The sequence below is a fragment of the Halorubrum lipolyticum DSM 21995 genome (genome assembly GCF_000337375.1).
Taxonomy (GTDB): Archaea; Halobacteriota; Halobacteria; order Halobacteriales; family Haloferacaceae; genus Halorubrum; species Halorubrum lipolyticum.
In genome coordinates, this window is record NZ_AOJG01000030.1 from 247719 (window position 1) to 268790 (window position 21072).

General features: G+C 71.0%; 21 protein-coding genes. 10 read left to right on the forward strand and 11 right to left on the reverse strand.

The features are described 5' to 3' along the window. Nucleotides 1-87: 87 nt before the first annotated feature. From C469_RS11655 to C469_RS11670, 4 genes are all read left to right on the forward strand, one after another. Nucleotides 88-882, forward strand: a complete 795-nt coding sequence (locus C469_RS11655) for an SDR family oxidoreductase (protein ID WP_008006826.1) — start codon at nt 88-90, stop codon at nt 880-882. A gap of 101 nt (nt 883-983) precedes the next feature. Then, nucleotides 984-1907: an AEC family transporter gene (locus tag C469_RS11660; protein WP_008006827.1), complete on the forward strand. Its 924-nt coding sequence runs from the start codon at nt 984-986 to the stop codon at nt 1905-1907. An 85-nt stretch (nt 1908-1992) separates the two neighbouring features. Then, complete coding sequence (locus C469_RS11665; protein WP_008006828.1) at nt 1993-2340, forward strand: cupin domain-containing protein; 348 nt, start codon at nt 1993-1995, stop codon at nt 2338-2340. Next, a complete protein-coding gene (locus tag C469_RS11670) occupies nt 2340-3260 on the forward strand; it encodes a fumarylacetoacetate hydrolase family protein (protein ID WP_187127453.1) in 921 nt (306 codons plus the stop codon). The genes C469_RS11665 and C469_RS11670 overlap by 1 nt, the downstream gene beginning before the upstream one ends. A 62-nt stretch (nt 3261-3322) precedes the next feature. Here the strand turns inward: C469_RS11670 and C469_RS17250 are convergent, their stop codons facing one another. Both C469_RS17250 and arcS read right to left on the reverse strand, forming a co-directional pair. Further along, a complete protein-coding gene (locus C469_RS17250; RefSeq protein ID WP_008006832.1) occupies nt 3323-3487 on the reverse strand; it encodes a DUF7838 family putative zinc beta-ribbon protein in 165 nt (54 codons plus the stop codon). Nucleotides 3488-3906: 419 nt separating this feature from the next. Further along, nucleotides 3907-5709: an archaeosine synthase subunit alpha gene (gene arcS, locus C469_RS11675; RefSeq protein ID WP_008006833.1), complete on the reverse strand. Its 1803-nt coding sequence runs from the start codon at nt 5707-5709 to the stop codon at nt 3907-3909. Nucleotides 5710-5833: 124 nt separating this feature from the next. Between arcS and C469_RS11680 the strand changes: the two genes are divergently transcribed. Further along, on the forward strand, nt 5834-6286 hold the full coding sequence (locus tag C469_RS11680; protein WP_008006834.1) for a pyridoxamine 5'-phosphate oxidase family protein: 453 nt from the start codon (nt 5834-5836) through the stop codon (nt 6284-6286). 17 nt (nt 6287-6303) lie between these two features. Here C469_RS11680 and tgtA read toward each other — a convergent pair whose 3' ends face one another. The 3 genes from tgtA to C469_RS11695 all read right to left on the reverse strand — a co-directional run bounded on the left by tgtA (nt 6304) and on the right by C469_RS11695 (nt 9728). Further along, nucleotides 6304-7791, reverse strand: a complete 1488-nt coding sequence (gene tgtA, locus C469_RS11685; RefSeq protein WP_008006835.1) for a tRNA guanosine(15) transglycosylase TgtA — start codon at nt 7789-7791, stop codon at nt 6304-6306. A 108-nt stretch (nt 7792-7899) separates the two neighbouring features. Beyond that, nucleotides 7900-8688, reverse strand: coding sequence for a Nif3-like dinuclear metal center hexameric protein (locus C469_RS11690; RefSeq protein WP_008006836.1), 789 nt, complete (start codon nt 8686-8688; stop codon nt 7900-7902). Between the two features lie 50 nt (nt 8689-8738). After that, nucleotides 8739-9728: a carbohydrate kinase family protein gene (locus C469_RS11695; protein WP_008006837.1), complete on the reverse strand. Its 990-nt coding sequence runs from the start codon at nt 9726-9728 to the stop codon at nt 8739-8741. 336 nt (nt 9729-10064) lie between these two features. On the opposite strand from C469_RS11695, the gene C469_RS11700 reads away from it, so the two are divergent. Then, on the forward strand, nt 10065-11228 hold the full coding sequence (locus C469_RS11700; RefSeq protein WP_082230138.1) for a M14 family zinc carboxypeptidase: 1164 nt from the start codon (nt 10065-10067) through the stop codon (nt 11226-11228). 120 nt (nt 11229-11348) lie between these two features. Here the strand turns inward: C469_RS11700 and C469_RS11705 are convergent, their stop codons facing one another. From C469_RS11705 to C469_RS11715, 3 genes are all read right to left on the reverse strand, one after another. After that, the gene (locus C469_RS11705; RefSeq protein WP_008006840.1) at nt 11349-12623 is read right to left on the reverse strand and encodes a DHH family phosphoesterase; all 1275 of its coding nucleotides are present in this window, start codon (nt 12621-12623) and stop codon (nt 11349-11351) included. Between the two features lie 98 nt (nt 12624-12721). Then, nucleotides 12722-13186, reverse strand: a complete 465-nt coding sequence (locus C469_RS11710; protein ID WP_008006841.1) for a universal stress protein — start codon at nt 13184-13186, stop codon at nt 12722-12724. Nucleotides 13187-13703: 517 nt separating this feature from the next. After that, a complete protein-coding gene (locus C469_RS11715) occupies nt 13704-15326 on the reverse strand; it encodes a heme-binding protein (RefSeq protein ID WP_008006843.1) in 1623 nt (540 codons plus the stop codon). A 160-nt stretch (nt 15327-15486) separates the two neighbouring features. Between C469_RS11715 and C469_RS11720 the strand changes: the two genes are divergently transcribed. Further along, nucleotides 15487-16020 (forward strand): PadR family transcriptional regulator, encoded by a 534-nt coding sequence (locus tag C469_RS11720; RefSeq protein WP_008006845.1) that lies wholly within the window; start codon nt 15487-15489, stop codon nt 16018-16020. 36 nt (nt 16021-16056) lie between these two features. On the opposite strand, the gene C469_RS11725 is transcribed toward C469_RS11720, so the two are convergent. Next, the gene (locus C469_RS11725; protein WP_008006846.1) at nt 16057-16866 is read right to left on the reverse strand and encodes an SDR family NAD(P)-dependent oxidoreductase; all 810 of its coding nucleotides are present in this window, start codon (nt 16864-16866) and stop codon (nt 16057-16059) included. A 136-nt stretch (nt 16867-17002) separates the two neighbouring features. Between C469_RS11725 and C469_RS11730 the strand changes: the two genes are divergently transcribed. Then, nucleotides 17003-17209 (forward strand): hypothetical protein, encoded by a 207-nt coding sequence (locus tag C469_RS11730; protein WP_008006847.1) that lies wholly within the window; start codon nt 17003-17005, stop codon nt 17207-17209. Nucleotides 17210-17387: 178 nt separating this feature from the next. On the opposite strand, the gene C469_RS11735 is transcribed toward C469_RS11730, so the two are convergent. Together C469_RS11735 and C469_RS11740 are read right to left on the reverse strand one after the other, a co-directional pair. Then, the gene (locus C469_RS11735) at nt 17388-17618 is read right to left on the reverse strand and encodes a hypothetical protein (RefSeq protein WP_049911334.1); all 231 of its coding nucleotides are present in this window, start codon (nt 17616-17618) and stop codon (nt 17388-17390) included. 109 nt (nt 17619-17727) lie between these two features. Further along, complete coding sequence (locus C469_RS11740) at nt 17728-18501, reverse strand: GTP cyclohydrolase III (RefSeq protein WP_049911336.1); 774 nt, start codon at nt 18499-18501, stop codon at nt 17728-17730. Nucleotides 18502-18652: 151 nt separating this feature from the next. On the opposite strand from C469_RS11740, the gene C469_RS11745 reads away from it, so the two are divergent. Beyond that, nucleotides 18653-19432 carry an HAD-IIA family hydrolase gene (locus tag C469_RS11745; RefSeq protein WP_008006850.1) on the forward strand — a complete coding sequence of 260 codons (780 nt, stop codon included), beginning with the start codon at nt 18653-18655 and terminating at the stop codon, nt 19430-19432. Between the two features lie 307 nt (nt 19433-19739). Next, on the forward strand, nt 19740-21071 hold the full coding sequence (locus C469_RS11750) for a DUF92 domain-containing protein (RefSeq protein ID WP_049911338.1): 1332 nt from the start codon (nt 19740-19742) through the stop codon (nt 21069-21071). Nucleotide 21072 lies beyond the last annotated feature (1 nt).

Sequence of the window (21072 nt, forward strand, 5' to 3'; positions counted from 1 at the left end):
GCCTCCGCTCGGTCGATCCCCGGTTCCCCGCCGGCGACGCACGCCGCGTCGCCAACGGTTAAACCGCACCGCGCCGATCGGCCCCGTATGGATCTCGACATCGAGGGCAACGTCGCGCTGACGACGGCATCGAGCAGCGGCCTCGGCTTCGCGTCCGCCCGGGCGCTCGTCCGCGAGGGCGCGAACGTGGTCGTCAACGGCCGCGACGCCGACCGCCTCGCGGAGGCGAAGGCGGACCTAGAGGACGAAGCGGCCGGCGACGCCCGCGTCGTCGCCGTCGAGGGCGACATCACGGAACCGGACGACCTCGACCGGCTCGTCGAGACGACCCTCGACGAGTTCGGGCGGCTCGACCACCTCGTCACGTCGGCGGGGGGACCGCCCTCGGGCGCGTTCCTCGACACCGACGACGAGGACTGGGAGGAGGCCTACGAGCTGCTCGTGATGAGCGTCGTCCGGCTCGCGCGGACGTGCGCCGAGCCCCTCGCCGACGGCGACGGCGGCACCATCGTCACCATCGCCTCGCGGTCGGTGAAGGAGGCGATCGACGGGCTGGTGCTCTCGAACTCGGTGCGGATGAGCGTCGTCGGCTTGGAGAAGACGCTCTCGAAGGAGCTCGGGCCGGACGTGCGCGCGAACGCGGTGTTACCCGGCTCTCACGAGACGAGCCGGATCCGAGAGCTGATCGACCAGGCGATCGAGCGCGGCGAGTACGACTCCTACGAGGAGGGGCTCGCCGACTGGGTCGACAACCCGCTCGACCGCATCGGCGACCCGATCGAGCTCGGGAACACGGTCGCGTTCCTCTCCTCGCCGCGCTCCGGGTACGTGAACGGGCAGGCCGTCGTCATCGACGGCGGCGGCGGGAGTTCCAACCTGTAGTCGACGTGTCCCCGCCTCGGCCCGGGGGATCGCCTCCGCGCCCCGCGCCACCCGCCCGCTACCGCAACCGTCAACCGGCGGGCTCGCCACGGTCCGCGTAGATGGAGGTCCTCCTCCGGCTGTCGGGGTTGCTCGCGCTGCTCCTCGCGGGGACCGGCCTCCGGCGCGTCGGCGTCCTCGACGCGGACCGCACGGAGCTGCTCAACCGGACCGCGTACTACGTCGCGCTCCCGGCGCTGGTGTTCGTCGCGACCTACGACCAGGCGATCGGCGACGTGGTCTCGTGGGAACTGCTCGTCGCCGTGATGGCCACGCTGCTCGGGACCGTGCTCGTCGCGTCCGTCGTCCACCGGAACCGCTCGCCGAGCGCGCGCCGCAGCGTCGCGGTCGTCCAGTCGTACCACTCGAACCTGGGCTACCTCGGCGTCCCGCTCGTCGCGGCGACGTTCGACGCCGAGGTGACCGCGATCGCGAGCGTCATCCTGGGGATCGGCGCGCTGGTGCAGGTGCCGCTGACGGTACTCCTGTTGGTGTCGATGAACGGGGCGAGCGCCGAGGGCGCGCTGGGGCGGCACCTCCGGTCGCTCGCGGGCAACCCCGTCCTCATCGCGCTCGTCGCCGGCATGGCGATCGGCGGGTTCGAGCTCGGCGTGCCGACCGCGGCCGCGACCGCCCTCGACTGGGTCGGGTCGCTGGCGCTCCCGCTCGCGCTGCTCTGCGTCGGCGCAACACTCCAGGTCGACTCCTCGACGATCGACCGGAGGGCGACCGCGTCGGTCGTCGCGCTCAAGGTGGCGTGTATGCCCGCGATCGCGTGGGGCGCCTTCGCGCTGCTCGGCGTCGACGCCGCGACGCTCACCGCCGGCGTCGTGATGCTCGGGACGCCGACCGCGGTGTCGACGTACGTGTTCGCGACCGAGCTCGGCGGCGACGCCGGGTTCGCCTCGCTGAACGTGTTCGTCACGACGGTCGCGTCGGTCGCGTCGCTGACCCTGCTGATCGAGCTGGTCGGGACGGCGGTGTGAGCGGCGGAGGCGGGAGCGACCGGAACGCGAGGCGTGTCCCGCCGCGACCCGAACGGATTTGCTCCGGGGCGCTCACGGACGACCCATGGAACACGTCGCGTTCGACGACGCGGAGACGTACGAGCCGGACGACGGGTGGGCGCGCGCCGCGCTGGCGGGAAGCGACCGCTTCTCCTTCGAGTGGTTCGAGAAACCGGCGGGCCACTCCTCGCCGATGCACGACCACGAGAACGAGCAGGTGTGCGTCTGTCTGGAGGGCGAGCTCGTCGTCCACACCGAGGCGGAGTCCGTCGCGTTGGAGACGTACGACTCGGTGCACCTCGACGCGTGGGAGTCGCACCGCGTCGAGAACCGGACCGACGAACGCGCGGTCGGCCTCGACGTGTTCGCGCCGGGCCGGGGCTTCGACTTCTGGACGGACCGGGAGGAGTGATGTCGGGAGACGCGTCGCGGTCGGGAGCGGGCGCGGAGGCGAACGATGCAGAGGCGCTCCGGCTCGCTCGGACCGTCGAGGGGCGACCCCTGCTCGGCGACGAGGGCGGCTTCGTCCCGCTCGGAGCGACCGGGATCGACGGGGTCGACGACGCGCTCGGGGCGGCGACCGGAGCGGCGGCGTCCGGAACGGCGGCGTCCGGAACGGCGGCGTCCGGAGCGTCGACGCTCCCGTCGATCGACGACCTGCCCGCGACGCGGACGCCGGCGGAGCGCCTCTCGTTCGGCGTCCCGTTCGACCCCGGGAAGCTGTGGGGGATCGGGCTCAACTACGCCGACCACGCGACCGACCTCGACGCGGTCCGGCCCGCGGAGCCCGCGAGCTTCATGCAGCCGTCGACGGCGCTGACCGCGCCCGGCGGCCCGATCCGGCTGCCGCCGACCGAGGAGACGTCTCGGGTCACGGCGGAGGCGGAGCTGGGGCTCGTGATCGGTCGGACCTGCACCGACGTCGACGAGGCCGACTTCGGCGACGTGGTCGCCGGAGTCGTCCCCGTCATCGACGTGACAGCCGAGGACGTGCTCCAGCGCAACCCGCGGTTCCTCACCCGCGCGAAGAGCTACGACACGTTCCTCCTCGTCGGCCCGTGGGTGTCGGTCCCGGTCAGCGTCGACCGCCTCGCAGGAACGACCGTTCGGACCGTGATCAACGGCGTGACGGTCGCGGAGAACACCGTCGACCGGATGCTGTTCCCGCCTGAAGAGCTCGTGAGCGTCCACTCGCGCGTGATGACGCTGGAGCGCGGGGACCTCATCTCGACGGGAACGCCCGGCGCGGGCGTGATCGAGGCCGGCGACACGGTCCGCGCTGAGGTCGACGGCGTGGGAGCGCTGGCGGCCGACGTGGTCGGCGGCGAGTGAAGAGTAAAGGGTGAGCGAGGGGTTCGGAAGTGAACGGGGCGGGACGAAGCGGTGCCCGATTGTCAGGCCGGCAGCGTGTCGATCCCGTTGATCTCGACGTAGCCGTAGCCGCACTCGGGGCAGCGCCACTTCGTCTTCTCGCCGAGGTGGAGCGTCATCGCCGCGGTCCGGTAGAACGACTGCGTCTCTCCGCACGAGGGACAGTCCACGTCCTTTTCGAGCGCCATGTGCGCGGATCCGTCCGGCGCGGTTTTGAAGCTACTGATCCGCCGGTTGTACCCGGTTGATCGTTTTTAAACCGTTACTGACGGAGCGGCGGTGAACGCCTCCAAATCCCCACCCGCAACCGCTGGAAGACGTTCCTGCTCGCTTCGCTGCGCGGGCTGCGACTTCCATGGTCCCGCTCGCTCCCTCCGGTCGCTCGCGAGACCGCAGCCTCACGCCTCCCCAGCCTCGCGGCGACCGAAGGGAGCCGCGTCCCTCGCGCGGTCGGTTCGCGGCCCTGCGGGCCGCTCACCGGCACGCAGGGAGGCGCGTCGCACCTCTTGCAGCCGGCGGCAAGCCGCCGGCGACGCCACCGCAGATTTATTTATAAATAGTCGTTTCCGTCCTCTCGATCGCTTATAAATAACTCTCGCCGCGATCCCTACTTTTCGTCCACGTGCCGGACCTCGCTGGCGACGCCGCGCGTCGACTCGACCATCTCCGGGCCGGACATCTCCGCGCGGCCGACCGCGAACGCCTTCGGCCCCTCGATGACGACCTCGTCGCCGACGCGGATGTCGTCGTCCGCGTCGACGACGCCGGGCGCCAAGACGGAGCCGTGCGGGACGAACGGGTCGATCTGAACGCGCTTGGTGGGCGCGTCGCTCGCGAGCCAGCGGCGCGCGCCGGCGAGGGTAAAGGAGAGCGTGCCGTACTGCGGCACCATCGTCGCGAGCTGCTCGCCCGGCTCGCCCTCGCGGCCGGCGTCGGGGTCGTCGCCCCACACCTGTAGTTTGGGGTAGCGCCCGGTGGTCCGAATGTCGGCCTCGCCCGGCCCGCCGAACAGGTCGTCGCCCGCGCCGTCGCCGAGCAGGTAATCGGCGAGGGCGCGGACCGTGTTGTGCTCGCGCTCGCGCTTGCTGTAGGCGGGCTCGCCCTGTAAGGCGGCGTTCAGCTCCCCGAGCGACTCGTCGCTCGTCGGGTGACCGACGCAGGTGTACTCGAAGGGCACGTCGATCGCGGGGTCGCGCTCGACGCGCTCGCAGATCTCGCGGTAGCCGTCCTCGGGGACGTGCGCGACGACGCGGGAGTAGTCGGTCCGCTCCAGGTACCGGCGGAGCACCTCGGCGACGAAGCCGATCTCGTCCTCGCTCCAGTCGCCGGTGACGACCGCGTCGTAGTGCTGTGCCGGGTAGGTCGTCTCCAGCTCCTGGGGCACCACGCCGATCGGCGAGGTCATCGAGACGGTGTGGCCGCGCCACTGGATCGCGTCGTGGAACTGGCCGTGGCTCTGGGAGTCGCTGTACGGCTTCGTGGCCGAGCAGGGCACGAGGACGAGCGGCTGGTCGGAAAAGCGGTTCCGGTACCGGCTCGTCACCCGGTCGGCGAACCGCCGGATCTCGACGCGGTCCAGCGTCTCCGCGGTCGCCGCGGTCACCTCGGCGTCGCGCATCAGGGGCGTCCGCTGTTCGAGGTACCCCCACTGATCGTCGAACTCGCGGAACGCCGCCGTGAGCCACTGCTCGTGGCGCGTCTGCCCCTCGATGTAGTCCCGGAGGCGACCCGCCCGAACGCGCTCACGGACCCGCCGGAGCTCGGCCCGGAGCGCGTTGACGTTGTGCTCGGCGCAGTCGGCGCGCGTGAACTCCTCGCGGGGCCCCGCGCAGGCGGGACAGGCGCACGGCAGCTCGTCGAGGTCCTCGAGGAAGTGCTCAGCGTCGGCGGTGCAGTACATCCCTTCCGTCCCCTTCGTCCGCGCGAGCGTCGCGTCCACGAGGTCGACGCCGGCGTACGCGAGGAGCGCGACGTTACGGGGCGTGGCGACGCCCGACAGCGTGAGTGCGGTGTCGGCCGGGAGGGTTTCTTTCGCCGCCACGACCGCGTCGCGGAACGCCTCGCCGTGGCCGACGAACCCGGAGGCGTCCGCGAGGACGTACGCGTCGGCGCCCACGTCGCGGGCGCTCTCGCTGTCGACGACCGCGGCGGCGGGGAAGTCGGGATCGGGGTGGTCGACCGCGAACGACTCGCGGACCTCCTCCCGGGTGCCCGCGGGAAACGCCCGGTGCGGCAGGACGGTGAGCGACGCCTCGTCGCCGTCCGGGACCTCGCGGTCGCCGGCCCAGAGGCTGCCCGCGTCCGCCAAGAACGGGTCCGCGAGCGCCGGCGTCGTCACCGGGTCGGCGAGTCGGAGCTCGCCGAGCCGGGCGGCACCGTCGCGCTCGTGGACCTCGAAGTACTCGGTCATACTCCTCCTCGCGGGGGGACGGTCAATTCTCTTGTGTTCCGCGACCGCGGGGGAAGGACCCTCGTCGCCCCGCCGTCGGTCGCGCGGCACCTACTGTTTAGGTCCCCCACGCCCTACGATCCGCATGGAGATCACCGGCCCGTGGGACCGCGAGCGCGTCGACGAGTTCCTCGACGGGGCGAAGATTCCGGTCCGCATCGGCTGTCGCACCCCGAGCGACGCCCCGTGGATCGTCTCGCTGTGGTTCTCGTGGGACGGCGCGGTCAACTGCGCGACGAGCGCGAGCGCCGACCTCGCCGACTTCCTCGCGCACGACGACCGCGTCTCGTTCGAGGTGTCGACGAACGATCCCCCGTATAAAGGGGTGAGGGGCCGGGGGCGCGCGACGGTGACGCCGGACGCCGACAAGGAACAGCTTCGCGCGCTGTTGGAGCGGTATCTCGGCGGCGTCGACAACCCGACCGGCGACCGGCTCCTCCGACCGGAACGCGAGGAGGTCCGGGTGCGGATCGAGCCGGAGCGGCTGCACTCGTGGGACTACAGCGAGCGGATGGACCCGAAAGAGAAAGACCGCTGACCGCCGCCCCCGCGTTCTCAGCGACCGAGGTGCCGCAGGTTCTCCGTCTCGACGCGCTCCGGCACCGCGTCGACCGCGCGCGGCACCCAGTCGTCGTGGCCGAGCGTGATCTCGGTCTCCGGGTTTGCGTCGGCGAGGCTCGCGACGCCCTCGGCGGCCGCGACCTGCGCCGCGCCGTCGACCCGCTCGGGGACCTCCGCGGTGAGCGGGTACGTCTCGGAGAGCGCCCGCGGGAAGGGGCCGAACGGGGGTTTCACGCGCCACACCGCGTCGTAGTCGTGGTTCGAGGGCGCGTCGGACTCGGTGAGGAGGAGGCGGTCGGGGACCGCGAGCCGCGAGAGCCGGTCGTGGTGCCGCCGGACCTCGGGGCGGCGGGCCGACTCGTGGGAGGTGTAGAAGAACGCGTCCTTCGAGGCCGGGTCCGTGCGCTCCAGCTCGTCGGCGTGATCGAGGAGGGTCCGGAGCCCGTCGAGCATCGCGGGGTGGCCGCGGGCGCGGCGGTCGACGAGCTGGAGGAGGTTTCCGGACCGGATCGCGGCCTTCACGCGTCGCAGCTCCTCGAACGTGACGTGGAGGTTGTGCTCGGCGAGGAGCTGCTCGGTGTCGCCGTCGTTTCCGTCCAGCTCCCGGAGCTCCGCGGGCGTGTGCGCGGCGCAGACGGGACACGAGCAGGGGAAGTACTCCATCTCCTCGAGGTGCTCGGTCCCCGAGACCGTCAGGTACCGGCCGTCGCGGGCCATCAGCGCGTAGGCGGCCGAATCGAACAGGTCACAGCCCGCGGCGACCGCCAGCGCGAGCATCATCGGGTGGCCCGCGCCGAACAGGTGGACCGGGGCGTCGGGGTCGAGTCCGCGCTTCGCGGCGCGCACCGCCTCGACGACCTCGGCGTAGCGGTAGGAGTTCAGGAGGGGGACCATCGCGCCGACCGGGAATACGTCCAGGTCGGTCGCGCTCGCGTGGCGGCCCGCCCCCTCGCGGAGGTCCGGGAACGTCGACCCCTGCACGGGAGCGTTGACGAGCATCTCGCCGGTCTCCGCGGCCTCCGCGTCGGCGAGCGCCCGCTTCGTCGTCTCCAGTTCCCGCTCCGCGCGCTCGCGGTCGACGTCCGGGGGCGTGGGCACGTCGACCGGGGTGGCCACGTCGCTCCCGATCCGCCGCTGGAACTCGATGATCTCCTCGGTGGTCACGTCGATGTCGCCGTACTCGGCGAGCTGGAAGGAGCCGGAGTCGGTCATGATTGCACCGTCGAACCCGAGGAAGTCGTGGAGCCCCTCCTCCAGCACGCGGTCGCGGATCCGGTCGGTGCTCCGGATGATGTAGGAGTTGGTGATCAGCATCTCCGCGCCGAACTCCTCGGCCAGCCGCCGCGGCTCGACCGTGAGGACGTTGGGGTTGACGACCGGCAGGAGCGCCGGCGTCTCGACGGTCACCCCGGCGCGGGGGACCTCCAGCCGCCCGATCCGCCCGGCGGCGTCGTGGTCCCGGATCTCGAAGTGATCGCGCATACCCGGAGTCCGGGGACGCGGGCGGTAAGGGTTGCGTTCGGGGGCGACGGGGCGGCGTCGGCGACGCCGTCGCCCTCGGCGTCGACCGCGTCGGCGAGCGCCCCCGACTCAGAGCCCGGTCGGGTGGCTCACGTACGTCGTCTCCAGTCCCCACTCCTCGGTCAGCGCCTGCAGCGACCGAACGCCGAACGTCTCGGTCGCGTAGTGGCCCGCGAGGAAGACGGAGATCCCGGCCTCGCGCGCGTCGTGGTAGACCTGCCCCTTCCCCTCGCCCGTGACCAGCGCGTCGGCGCCCGCCTCGACCGCCTCGTCGAGCCAGTCGGTCCCGGAGCCGGTGACGACCGCGACGCGTTCGATCTCGTCGGGGCCGAAGTCGACCACCCGCGTCGGGGACTCCTCGCCATCGTCCTCACCGCCCGGCTGGCCCTCGAACCCGTCGAGCGTCTCGCGGATCGACGCCGTCGACCGCGGCGCGTCCGTCTCGCCGACCGTCCCGATCGTGACCGGCCCGATCTCGCCGAACGGCTCCCGGTCGCCGAGGCCGAGCTCCGCCGCGACGCCCGCGGCGTTGCCGAGGTCGGGGTGGCCGTCGAGCGGGAGATGGGAGACGTAGAGGGCGATGTCGTGCTCCGCGAGCGTCGCGACTCGGTCGTAGGTCCGGTCCGTGACGCGGTCGATCCCGCCCCACGAGATCCCGTGGTGGACGACGAGCGCGTCGGCGCCCGCGTCGGCCGCGGCCTCGATCGTCGCGTCCGCGGCGTCGACCGCGAACGCGACGCGCTCGATCTCCCCCCGGTCCGACCCCACCTGTAACCCGTTCGCGCTGGCGTCGACGTCGGCGTACGCGGCCGTGTCGAGCCTATCGTCGAGTCGTCGAACGTACTCGGAGCGCTCCATACGGACGCGTGCCCCGGGCGGGAGATAAAGCGCGCGGCTCCGAGCGGTGGTTACGCTCTCTCCGCGAGGAAGGCCTCGACGGCCTCCCGGTCGGGAAGCGCCGTCATCCCGCCGCGGTCCTGCACGGAGAGCGCGGCCGTCGCGTTGGCGAACGCGAGCGCGTCGCCGAGGTCGGACGCGTCGCCGGAACCGGTGGCGTCGCCCGTCTCCGACGCCAACCGGCGTATCAGGCCGGACGTGAACGCGTCGCCGGCGCCGGTGGCGTCGACCGCCTCGACCGCGAATCCCCCGTGACGCGCGGTCGTCTCGCCCCACGGCGCCGCGTCCATGCTCGCCGCGACCGCGCCCGCGGAGCCGAGGGTGACGACCGCCGTGTGCGGGCCGAGCTCCAGCAGGTCCCGCGCCAGCTCCTCGCCCTCGTGCGAGGAGATGCCGGTCGCCGCCACGTCCTCGTCGCTGGCGAACGCCACGTCGGTGTCTCCGAGGATGTCGCGGATCGCCTCGACCACCGCGTCCCGCTCGCCCTCCGGAACCAGGTCCGGACGGTAGTTCACGTCGAAGGAGACCGTGCAGCCGCGCTCGTCGGCGGCCGCCGCCAGCTTGCGCATCGCCGCCCGGCCCGTCGGGTGGGTCAGGGCGACGCCGCCGACGTGGACCCACGAGGCGGACGCCAGCGCGTCGACCGGGACCGCGTCGGGCTCGAACCCGAACGTCACGTCCCGCGAGCCGTAAAAGCGGAACCGCCGGCCGTCGACGCCCGGGGGAGAGACCACCGCGAGAGTGGTGTTGCCGCCGACCCGTCGAGAGAGCGCATCCGGGACGCCCTCCTCGTCGAGGGCCTCCCGCAGGAAGTCGCCGAAGGGGTCGTCGCCGAGCCGAGTCCAGAACGCCGGGGGCGTCCCGAGCCGCGAGAGTCCGACCGCGACGTTGGCCGGCGCGCCCCCCGGGCGGTGCGTGAAGCCGTCCACGTCGCGCAGCGTCTCGCCCTCCCCGGGAAGCAGGTCGACGAGCGTCTCTCCGGCCACGAGGATGTCCGTCATACCTGGAAGGAGCGGTGCCGGTCGGTATGAAAGTACCCGGTTCGTCGCCGCAGCGGACCCGACCAGCAGGGGCCGGGGGAGGGCGTGGTAACAACCGCAGCGGCGGCAAAAGAAACGGTAAGCGATTCGGCACCGAAATCTGAAGTACCGGCTCACGTTGCTTCTCGTGACCACACGTATGATATTCTAATTCCGCTCGGGAGCTATAGAATTTGTATTTAAAGAGTACAATCTGTCAAAATAGTAGGAACATTATCACAAATTTATATAAATACAATATAAGTAATGTATGATAATAAATGTTATTAGGTGGAGAGGTGAACAGCCAACTGCACCATGCGACGACGTGACACACTCAAGGCCGTTGGTGGTATCGCAGGAGCGAGCGTTATCGGGTCGGGTACTGGCAGCGCGAAAGAGTGCACCGGAGATTTCATTCGACCGGGCGGACCGTTCGTGCCGGAAACGGCGAATATCAACTACAATTCGTTCACGAGCAACGAGAAGCTCTACAAGACGCTCGAAGCGCTCGACGACCGGAGTAATCTCGTATACGAGCCGATCGGCGAAACGTGGGAGGGGCGCCCCGTTCCGTACGTCCGCGTCGATGGCGGCGACACTGACGTGTTCTACACCGCCCAACAGCACGGGGACGAGAATCACGTCGCAGAGGCCGCCCTGCAACTCCTCCGACGATTTGCCGCCGGTGGTCGGCGAGTCGATTCGATTCTCGACGAGCTGACTCTGCACGTCGTTCCGCGGCACAACCCCGACGGTTGGGCGCCCGCGGATGACAACGAGACGCCGCAACGGCGGAACGGGCGACCGGACGACGTCTGTCACGATGGACCGTACTTCGGACCGAACCAATGTGGTCCGGTCGACCCGAATCGCCAGCATTACTTCGGCATTGATCCCGATATTCTCGAGGCCGTTGACGGAATCGACCCGGATCTGATTCCGGACGAGAACCCGTCGCCGGAAACCCAAGCGATGCTGGACAAAGCCGAGGAAGTCGGCGCTGACATGGTGATGGACTTCCACCACCAGTTCACCCTCCGAAACGACGACTGTGAGCTGATCAACGCGTCGACGCTCTGGCCGCTCAACGAAGCTGCACCCGAGGAGGCGGTGGATCTCTCCCGACAAATCTCTGCGTACTCCTACCAGCAGACCAAGGACCTCGGGCACACGACCTGGGACACCTATCCAGGCGGAACGACCGCCAATATCGCCCGAAACGGTCATGGCGTTCGCGGTCGCGGAAGCGTCCTCTTTGAGTTCCGCGGGCAGGCATCCGACCTCGGTAACGCCTCCAAGGGGAGGCTCGTAACGGTCATTAACACGGTTATGAACGAGCTGCTCGAAGGGATCGGGTCTGGCGAGCTCTATGACGTCGACCCCGCCGACGCCGACGATATTCCGCCCCGCGGCGATTACTTCTGGAAAGAGCTTCCGCGAAGCGAATGGGGACCGGAACACGAAGCCTACCGCGAGTGAGTCACGCACAGACGAGACCCGCTCGCGATTTTTCGAAGGGATATGCCCGTCGGCGTACCCCTCCGAGAGTGTGTTCCGGTCGGCAAGCTCCCTCGTCAGCGTACTTCTCTGAGCGGCGCGCTATCCGTCGTCATCCATCTCGTCTCCAGCTTCGCCGTCTTCGTCACTACCCTCCTCAGCCGCCGCGACCTCGTCCGCCACCGCCTCGAACGCCGCGAGAATGACCCGCTTGCAGGCCTGTCCCTCGGTCGTCCAGTGGTGCGCGTAGTCGAGCATGTCGTCGTAGATGTCGGGCTTGCAGCCGGCCGCCTGCGGGTGCCCGCCGCCGTTCACCCTCCCGGCGACCTCGTGGGCGTGTCGGAAGCCCTCGGAGCCGCGGATCGACGCGGAGCCGGCGGGCTTGACGATCACCGCGGCGTCGGCGCCCTCGCCGCGCAGCGTCTCGGCGACCTCGTTCTGCGAGCAGCGGCCGTACGTGACCGCGACGGTCCACTCGCCGACCTCGTGGGTGACCGCGCGGTCGACGGCGGCGTCGATCCGGGCCTCCTTCTCGACGCGCCGGTCGGCGACGTACTCCCGGACCGTCTCGGGGAGGTCGGCGCCGTACGCGCCCACGATCGTCGCGTACTCCTCGCTTCCCGCCCAGTAGGAGTAGTCGGCCAGGTCGTCGGAGCGGGGGTCCTCCTTGATCCAGAGGTCGTGGTCCCGCGTCACGACCGCCAGCTCGGCCCAGCGCTCGTCGAACTCGTGGTCGAGCGAGCGGAGCGCCACGTCGGCGGTGCACTCCTCGTCGGACTCGCCGACCACGAGGTCGACGCCGAGGTCGCGGACGGCCGCGGCGGTCGACTCGTCCCACTGGTGGTGGTCGAACCAGCGGATCGAAGCGGTCGACTCCGCGAGCGCCTCCAAGGGCTCGGCGATCCACTCGTAGTCGTCGGGACAGAGGTCGCAGACGAACAGGTCCACGTCGTCGGCGGCGTACGCGAGCACGCGTTCGAGCGACGCGTCGATGGAGTACGGTCCGGCGGCGACCAGCCCGACCGGCGACTCGGCGTGGGCGTCCTCGGTGGGGTCGTCGGCGTCGGACTCGTCGCCTTCGGCGTCGGACTCGTCGCGCTCCTCGTCCTCCCCGTCGTCGAGCCGCGCCGCGATGGCCGCCTCGAAGTCCGCGGCGTCGAGCGCGGCGTCGTACGTCTCCCGGACCATCGCCGCGCAGGCGAGCCCGTCGGCGTCGCCGTCGGCGATGACGACCGCCTCGCTCCCCTCGATCGCCTCCTTCGCGCGCCGCTCGGCGCGCTCCTCGTCCAGCGAGTCCGGGTAGAAGAAGCCCTTGCCGGGCAGTCGGGTGTACCGCGAGCGGGGGATGTCCCCCTCGTCGATGAGTTCGTCGTCCATACCGTCGCGCCGGGCGGGAGCGGGAAAACTCCGCCGTTCTCGGGCGGGTCGGGCCGTCTGGCCGTCTGGCCGCTCCGGCGCGAACCGCCCCCCGCCCCTCAGATCGTCGTCCGCCGCGGGTCCTCCTCGGTGAGCTGGCGGACGGTGAGCACGGGGATCGGGCACGTCCGGACGACGCGCTCGGCCACCGAGCCGATGAGGAACCGGTTCTCCCCGTGTCGCCCGCGCGTTCCCATCGCGACCACGTCGGCGTCGACCTCGCGCGCGTACCCGGAGATCTCGGGGGCGGGGCGGCCCTCCCGCACCTCAGCGGTGATGTCGAGGTCGGCGTCGCGGGCGGTCGCGGCGTCGGTCACCTGGTCGAGCGCGGCCTCGCCGTGGTCGTCGAGCGCCTCGCGGAGGTCGTCTCGGACCTCGTCCGGGGTGGACTCGACCTCGCCGCTGTCGACGACGTAGACGGCGTGGACCTCGGCGTCGAACCGCGCGGCCACGTCGACCGCGACGTCGACGGCCCGGCGGACGCTGTCGGAGCCGTCGGTCGCGACCACGATCGTGTCGAACATACCACCCCGTTCGCCGAGGCGGTAGTTAAAAACACGCGGTCGGCTCCGGACACACGGCGATCGATAACGCGAGCGCGGCGGAGACGTGTTTTATAAGTGATCGAAGCGGTGCGGCGGCGCGCGCCTCCGAGTAGCCGCCATCGGCGGCTACGAGGAGCGCCGCGCGAGGGAGTCGGTGGTCCGGAGCAACGCGGAGGGCCACCGACGAGGCTGGGGAGGCGTGAGGTGCGGTGCTGAGCGGTGCGGGGTGGGACTCAAAGGGGCAGTCGCCGGCGGCAACGCCGCCGGCTTCCAGAGGCGCGAAGCGCCTCGCTGCCGCGAGGACGGCGCAGGCGACGTAAGCACTGGAAGGAGCGAGCAACGCGAGCGACTGAAGCGCGCAGCGAGCGTGCGCCGTCCTCGCGGCTGGGGCTTTGGGGTGTCCGTCTCGTCACTCGCGGGATCCGTGATAGGCGCGTATAACCGATCAACCACCCCGAAAACCACTTATAAACCCCCGATCCGCGTACTACCCCACTTACGCCAGGAAGACGTGCCGCGGCCGATCCGCTAACACCTCGCGGCCCCACTGGACCGTCTCGCGGAACTCCTCGGAGCCGAAGAAGGCCATCGCGTCCTCCTTCGCGTGCCACTGGCTGGCGATGAACATGTCGTTCTCGTCTTCGACGTTCAGCATCAGGTCGGTTTCGACGTGACCGTCCATCTCCGCGAGGATCTCCCCCACGTCGTCGAACGTGTCGGTGAAGTCACCCTGGTGCTCCGGTTTGACCGTGTAGAACATCCCCATTGTGCCGAAGCCGGACTCCTCGCCGGCGCGGGCGACGACCTCCGGCAGCTCCGAGAGGAAGCCCGCCGCGGTCTCGGCCGCCGACGCCGTGTCCCAGATGGAGACGACCGCGGCGCGGTCGGTGACGCGCCCCTCGTAGACGGCCGTCTTCACGTGGGTGCCGTAGTGGTCGAAGTTGCCGCGGAGCCCCTCGACCTCGTCGAACAGCTCGTCCACGTCGGCCTCGCTGTAGAGCACGGTCGCGTACACGTCCTCGCCGCTGGGCTTCCCGGCGTAGATGTTGAGGTCCGCGAGCTCGCCGCGGATGTCGGCGTCCGAGGCGTCGTCGCCGGCTTCGCCGGTCTCCCCGCCCTCGTCGCCCGCGTGCGGGTGGTCGCCCTCCCCGCTCGCCTCCCCCTCGCCGTGGGGGTGGTCGCCGTGCGCCGATCCGCCGCCGGAGCCGGCGTGGTCGTGGCCCCCGCCGCGGCCGTGACCGTCGTCGCCCTCGCCGTGGTGGCCACCGTGGCCCTCGTCGCCGTGGTGACCGCCCTCGTCGTGCCCGTGCCCGTGCTCGCCGTCGTCCCCGCCGCCCTCCGGCGTCGGCACCGTCTCGCCCGCGAGGTACGCGCCCAGGTCCGCGGGCGGGAACCGGCGACCGATGTAGAACTCGCCGAACTCGCCGTACCGCGAGGAGGCGGGGTCGAAGCGCATCTCGTAGACGATGTCCTTGATGTCCGTCGGGTCCGAGCCGAACAGCGTGACGCCCCACTCGTGGCTGTCGAAGCCGACCGAAGAGGCGATCACCTGCTTGATCTTCCCGGCGTACTCCCGTCCCACGTCGCCGTGGTCGGCCATGAGGTCGGCGCGGTCCTCGAAGGAGAGGTCGTACCAGTTGTACTCCTCGCCGCGCCGCTTGCTCATCGGGTAGAAGCAGACGTACTCGTCGTCGGGGATCTCCGGCGTCAGCTTCCCCTCGATGTAGCGTTTGAGGCCCGCGTCGACGGACTCCGGATCCTCGAAGTACTCGTCGGAGACGTAGCCGGAGACCTCGGTGACCGAGACGTAGGAGGTCGTGCGCTCCGTGAACGCCGCGAGCGCCGTGTCCTCGAACCGGCGCTCGATCGACGACAGGTCGTCGAGCGAGGGGCGGAAGTGGACGAACAGCAGGTCGGCCTTGTGCCCGAGCACGGAGAACAGCCCGGAGTTCCCCGCCTCTGCGTCGGCGACCAGCTCCCGGTGTTTCAGGAAGGCCTCCCCCTCCTCGATCGCCCGTTCCCGCTCTCGTTCGGGGGCGTCGCGCCACGCGTCCCAGTCGATGGACCGGAAGTCGTGCAGCGCGAACCACCCCTCCTCGGTCTGTGGTGCCTCGACCATACGCCGACTTGGGTCGCCGGGACTTAGGGGTTTGCGAGTCGCCTCAGTCGCTGGGAGCCGTCGACGCCGCATCGACCGCCCCTGCCGACGCCGAACCGCGACGCCTCGGGCCGATGTCGCGACCGAAACCCTTTCACGACGACTCAGAAAGGTAGGGACGATGCGGAAGAGCGGGCCGCCCAAGGGGCTGATCTCGTATCTCGTGTTGGAGCTGCTCGACGAGCGCCCCCGGTACGGCTACGAGCTGCTGGGCGAGATCACGGAGATCAGCGGCGGCCACTGGGAGCCCTCGTACGGCTCCGTCTACCCGATCCTCTACAAGTTCGAGGAGGAGGGCGTCGCCGAGCGCGTCGAGCGCGCCGACGAGCCCGACCGCAAGTACTTCGCGCTCACCGACGCGGGCCGCGAGGAACTCGCCGAGAAGCGCCGCGAGATCGGCGCCGAGGCGAGGGACTTCGGCGACGTGGTGCTCGGCTTCTACCACGTGTACGCCGCGCTCGCTACCGACGGCCGCTTCGAGGTCGACGACGACGAGGGCGACTGGGCGTACTCCGAGCGCTACAGCGCGTGGATCGTCGAACAGACGATCCGCCACCACGAGCGCGACTTCGGGGAGTTCGAGCGGATCGACGCCACGCCGGAGGAGTTCTACGCGGAGGCGGCCGACGAGAGCGAGGACGACTCGGCGGAGTGAGTCGACGGAGCGCGGCCGGACCGACTCGACCCGCCGCTACCGGTCGATGAGCCGCCCGAGTATCCCGCCCGGGAGCCCGGCGCGGACCAGTCGGTCGGCCAGCCGATCGGGGAGCGCCGCGACGATTCGCGGGAGCCAGCGCGCGCGGGGGCTCACCCGGTAGACGGCCCGCGGTCGGTCCGCCGTGACCGCGGCGACGACGCGCTCGACCACGGTCTCCACGTCGGTCGCGGCGGGCGCGTACCCCTCGAACGCCCGGTAGGCGTCGGCGTAGGGGCCCTCGGGGTCCGCGTTCCGCTCCGCGACCCCGGCGGCCGCGCGCTCGTTGAACCCGGTCGGGACCGGTCCGGGTTCGACGAACGCGACGGTCACGCCGTGGGGCTCGATCTCGCGGCGGAGGGCGTCGACGTACCCGCGCAGCCCGGCCTTCGCGGCGCTGTAGGCGCCGTGGTAGGGGAGCGCGGTCGACCCGACCATCGACCCGACCACGACGATCCGACCGCCGCGCTTACGGAGCGACGGGAGGGCGGCCCGGACGACGGTGTGGACCGCGGTCAGGTTCGTGTCGAGCTGGCGGCGGAACGAGTCGACCGCGGTGTCCTCGACCGCCGCGATCTCGTACCCGCCGACGCAGGAGACGACGCGGTCCAACTCGCGGTCGGCGAGCAGCGCCGCGACCGCGTCGCCGTCGCGCAGGTCGAGGGCGTGCGTCGACACGGTCTCGGGGAGCGTGGCCAGTCCCGCGGCGTCGCGGTCGACGCCGATCACGTCGTGACCGGCGGCTGCGAGCGCTCGCGCGACGCCGCCGCCGATCCCGCCGGCCGCCCCGGTTACGAGGACGCGCATGAGGACGGGTAGCACCCGAGAAGGGGTGACGCTGGCGGTTCGGGGCGGACGCGGGCGCCGGAACGCGCGGGCCGCGAGGGTCACCCCGAAGTCCACCCCCGAAGGCATATACCGCCGACCCGCGACTACCCGACGTATGTCCACCGACGAACCGTCCGTCCCGATCGTGTGCACCGAGTGCGAGACGGAGACGAGCGTCCCGCTGTCCGACGTGGCGGACGCGCTCACCAGACACAACGACGGGAAACACGACGGGGAGGAGATCGCGGAGGTCGACCCCGCGCTGAAAGACCGACTCGCCGACCTCGTCGCCGAGGACCTCGGCCTCTTCGACGAGGCCTAGCGGCTCTTCGACGAGGCCGAAGGAGAGAACGCGCGGACTCGCGAACGCGACCTCGTCACCTCGGGGTCGCGAGGAGTTCGTCACCCGTCAGTCGTCGCGAGACCGCGAGACGCCGATCGCCGGGAGCCGGTCCCAGCCGCGGACGCGGGTCCCGCGGGCGATCCGCTCGCGGGCGCGGTCAGTCGTCCTGCGCGAGCGCACCCTTCGGATGCCCCTTGTGCTGGAGGTTCCGGTTGTCGCGCTTTCGCGTCGCCGTCGCGGGAATGACCGTCTCGACCTCGTCGCGCGGGCGCCCGGTGTAGCCGTGGTCCGGGTGCTCGGCGCAGTGCGCCATCGCGTCGTGAGACCCTTCCCACGGCCCTTCGTCGCAGCCGTCCGCCGTGCAGACGAACACTATGTCATCGGACATGTTGCCCGACTGTTCAGAGCGGGCCTATAAAAACGTCACAGCCAAATTATCGATGTCGATAACCGTGGGCGTCCCCGGGCGAACGGACGGCTTCTCCCCGTCCTCGCGGTCAGTCGCTGGCGATCGGCACGCCGGACAGCTCGACGCTCGTCCCGTCGTCGCGGCAGGCCTCGAGCGCGTGTTTGGCCGCGAAGCCCGCCTCGTGGGCGGAGGCGCCGTGGCCGACCCCGACCTGAAGCTCGATGCCGGCGTCGTCGGCGACGTGCGCCACCGTGTCCGCGAACGCCCGCTCGGGGAGGTCCGGACAGACGGCGATGACGTTGTCGCCGCCGACGAAAAACGAGAGGGCGCCGTGGCTCTCGCGGAGGTACCGCGTCAGCGAGCCGTAGGCGCGCTCGACGTTCAGGAACGTGTCGAACTCGTTGAGGTGGTCGGTGTACTTCCCCGTCACGTCCACCACGTCGAAGTGGGCGATCTGGAGGTCCGACGGGGCGGTCTCGGTGAGGTAGTCGCCGGCGAGCACCTCGGTTCGGCCCTCGTCTTGCGCGCTCCCGGCCGTCTGGAGCAGGCGGTTCGCCGACTCCAGGGCGTCGATCGGCCGCTCGGCGACACCGGTTCCGAGGCTGACGCTCACGGGGTACCGGTTCCCGATCGACTCCTGAAGCGCCGCGTGGGCCGCGCCGTCGAGGCCGTTCGTCACGGCGATCATGTTGTCGTAGCGGGTGGAGAAGACGTACGCGTCCCGCGGACCCATGAACTGAGCCACGTCGGCGAAGAGCCGCGACTGAAGCGTCTGGAGGTCCATCTCCCGTCGGGGCTCCGGGGTCACCGTCCACGGCCCGTAGTTGTCGATCTGGACCAGCGTCACCTGAGTCGTCGTCACAGTGACCGCAGGTTAGGAACGGCCCCGCTTTACGCTTCCGTTATCCCGAAGCTGAAACGGGTACCGGATATGGAACGGCAGGGTCGAAGCGGGACGGAGCACGGAGGCGAGGCGGCGCAACCCCTACGGCCGTGGCGCCCCGAACGCGTCCATGAAGTTCAGCGGCGCCGTCCTCGACGTGGACGGCACGGTCGTGCGAGGCGACGAGCCGATTCCCGGCGCGCCGGCGGGCTACCGACGGCTCCGAGCGGCCGGGATCGAGACGCTGTTCGTCTCGAACAACCCGACGAAGGCGCCGCCGGCGTACGTCGACCGGCTCGGCGCCGCTGGCTACGAGGTCGACGCGGACCAGGTGTTCACCGCCGGCGCCGTGACGACGCGGTACCTGCGCGAGCGCCACGCGGACGACGAGCTGCTGTGTATCGGCGCCCCGGGACTGGTCGATCAGTTCGAGGCGGCCGAGCTCGCGACGACCGACGACGTCGACGCCGCGGACGCGCTGGTCGCCTCGATCGACCGGGAGTTCGACTACGACGACCTCTGTACGGCGCTGTGGGCGCTGGAGCGCGACATCCCCTTCATCGGCACCGACCCCGACGTGGTCATCCCGGCCCCCGAACGCGACGTGCCGGGCTCGGGGGCCGTGATCAACGCGATCGCGGGCGTCGCCGAGCGGGAGCCGGACGCGGTCCTCGGGAAGCCCTCGGACACGGCGATCGAGATGGTCCGCGAGCGGCTGGCGTACCCTCCGGAGGAGTGCCTCGTCGTCGGCGACCGGCTGAACACCGACATCGCGCTCGGCGAGCGCGCCGGGATGACCACCGCCCTCGTGCTCTCGGGCGTCACCGACGAGGCGGCCGTCGCGGACGCGAGCGTCTCGCCGGACTACGTGCTCGACGATCTCGGCGACGTCGGCCGGATCATCGACTGACGACGCGACCGATCGCCGAGCGGCGATCCCGTGCGCGACCACTTCCGCCCTGTGGAATATATTTATAAACCGGAGCGCCTTCCGAGCGAACATGAGAGAGGTTGCCTCGCACGAGGACGGGACGGGCGACGACGAGGAGGACCCGGAGGGGGCCGTTCGCGTGATCGAGGGGCACGCGGTGCAGTTCAACGAGTACCGCTACTGAGGCCCCGAGCGGGCTCGCGACCGCGTGACCGCGGCGAGCGTCCGCCGACGGCGACGGTGCGCTGTCGGGAGCGTTAAGTGCGCGTCCCGGGTATCCGAGGGTGTGATACGGAGGCTACGACGGGCGAGCGTCTTCGCCGCGGTGGCCGCGGTCGCCGTCCTCGCGCCGGCGCTCGGCGACGCCGCCGCCGTGCCGTTCCTCGCCGCCGCCGGCCTCGCCTTCTTCGGGGTCCGCGACGGCGAGTGGTTCGAGACCCTCGCCCTGCCCGGTGACCGCGAGGAGGAACGCCTCTACGGCTTCGTCGCGTTCGCGCTCGCCGCCGCCGGCCTCGCGCTGTTCGCCTCCCTCCCCCGCGCGCCGCTCCCGTACGAGGCGTTCGCCGCGGCGGCGCTCGCGGTGGGCTTCGGTCGCCTCGGCCGCGCGGTCGTCGCCGGCCGCTCGACCGACGAGTTCCCCCTCGTGGCGGGCTACGTCGCCGGCGGGACGCTCGGCGCCCTCGCCGGACAGGTCGGCGTGCTGCTCCAGATCGGCGGGTCGAGCCTCGTCGACGGCCTCCCCGGAGTCGTCTTCCTCGCGGCCGTGGCCGCGCTCACGGCCGCGCTCGTCAGGTCGCTCGTCTTCGACCGGGACGCGCACATCACGGTCATCCTCGTCGCGTTCGCCGTCTGGGGGTTCGTCGCGGTGGACCCGACCGTCACCGTCCCGCTCGTCGCCTTCGGGCTGGCGGTGACCGGCGGGCTCGGCTACGTCTCGTTCGCGCTCGGCACGGCCTCCGTCCCCGGCATGCTGACCGGGGTGTTGTCCGCGCTGCTGGCCGTCGTCCTCGGCGGCGTCGGCTGGTTCGCCACGCTCATCTCCTTTTACGCGATCGGCGGGCTGGCCTCGAAGTACCGCTTCGACGAGAAGGCGAACCGAGGCGTCGCACAGGAGAACGAGGGCGCCCGCGGCACCGGGAACGTGCTGGCGAACTCCGCGGTCGCGCTCGTCGCCGTCGTCGGCTACGCGGCGACCGCCCAGGTCGGCGTGCCGGGCCCGCTCTTCGGCTTCGCGTTCGCCGGCGCGACCGCGACCGCGATGGCGGACACGCTCTCCTCGGAGATCGGCGGGCTCTTCGACGACCCCCGGCTGGTGACGACCCTGCGCCGCGTCGAGCCCGGCACCGACGGCGCGGTGACGTGGCAGGGCGAGCTGGCCGGGCTCGCGGGCGCGCTCCTCGTCGCCGGCCTCGCGGCGGTCGGGATGCCGATCGGCGACCCGGTCGTCGGCGGGGGGGTCGTCGTCCTCGCCGGCGTCGCGGGAATGACCGCCGACAGCCTCCTCGGCGCGCTGATCGAGGGCGAGCGGATCGGGAATCAGGCGGTGAACTTCCTCGCGACGCTGTCGGGGGCGACCGTCGCCGTCGCCGCCGCCGTCGCGCTCGGGGTGGGCGCGTGAG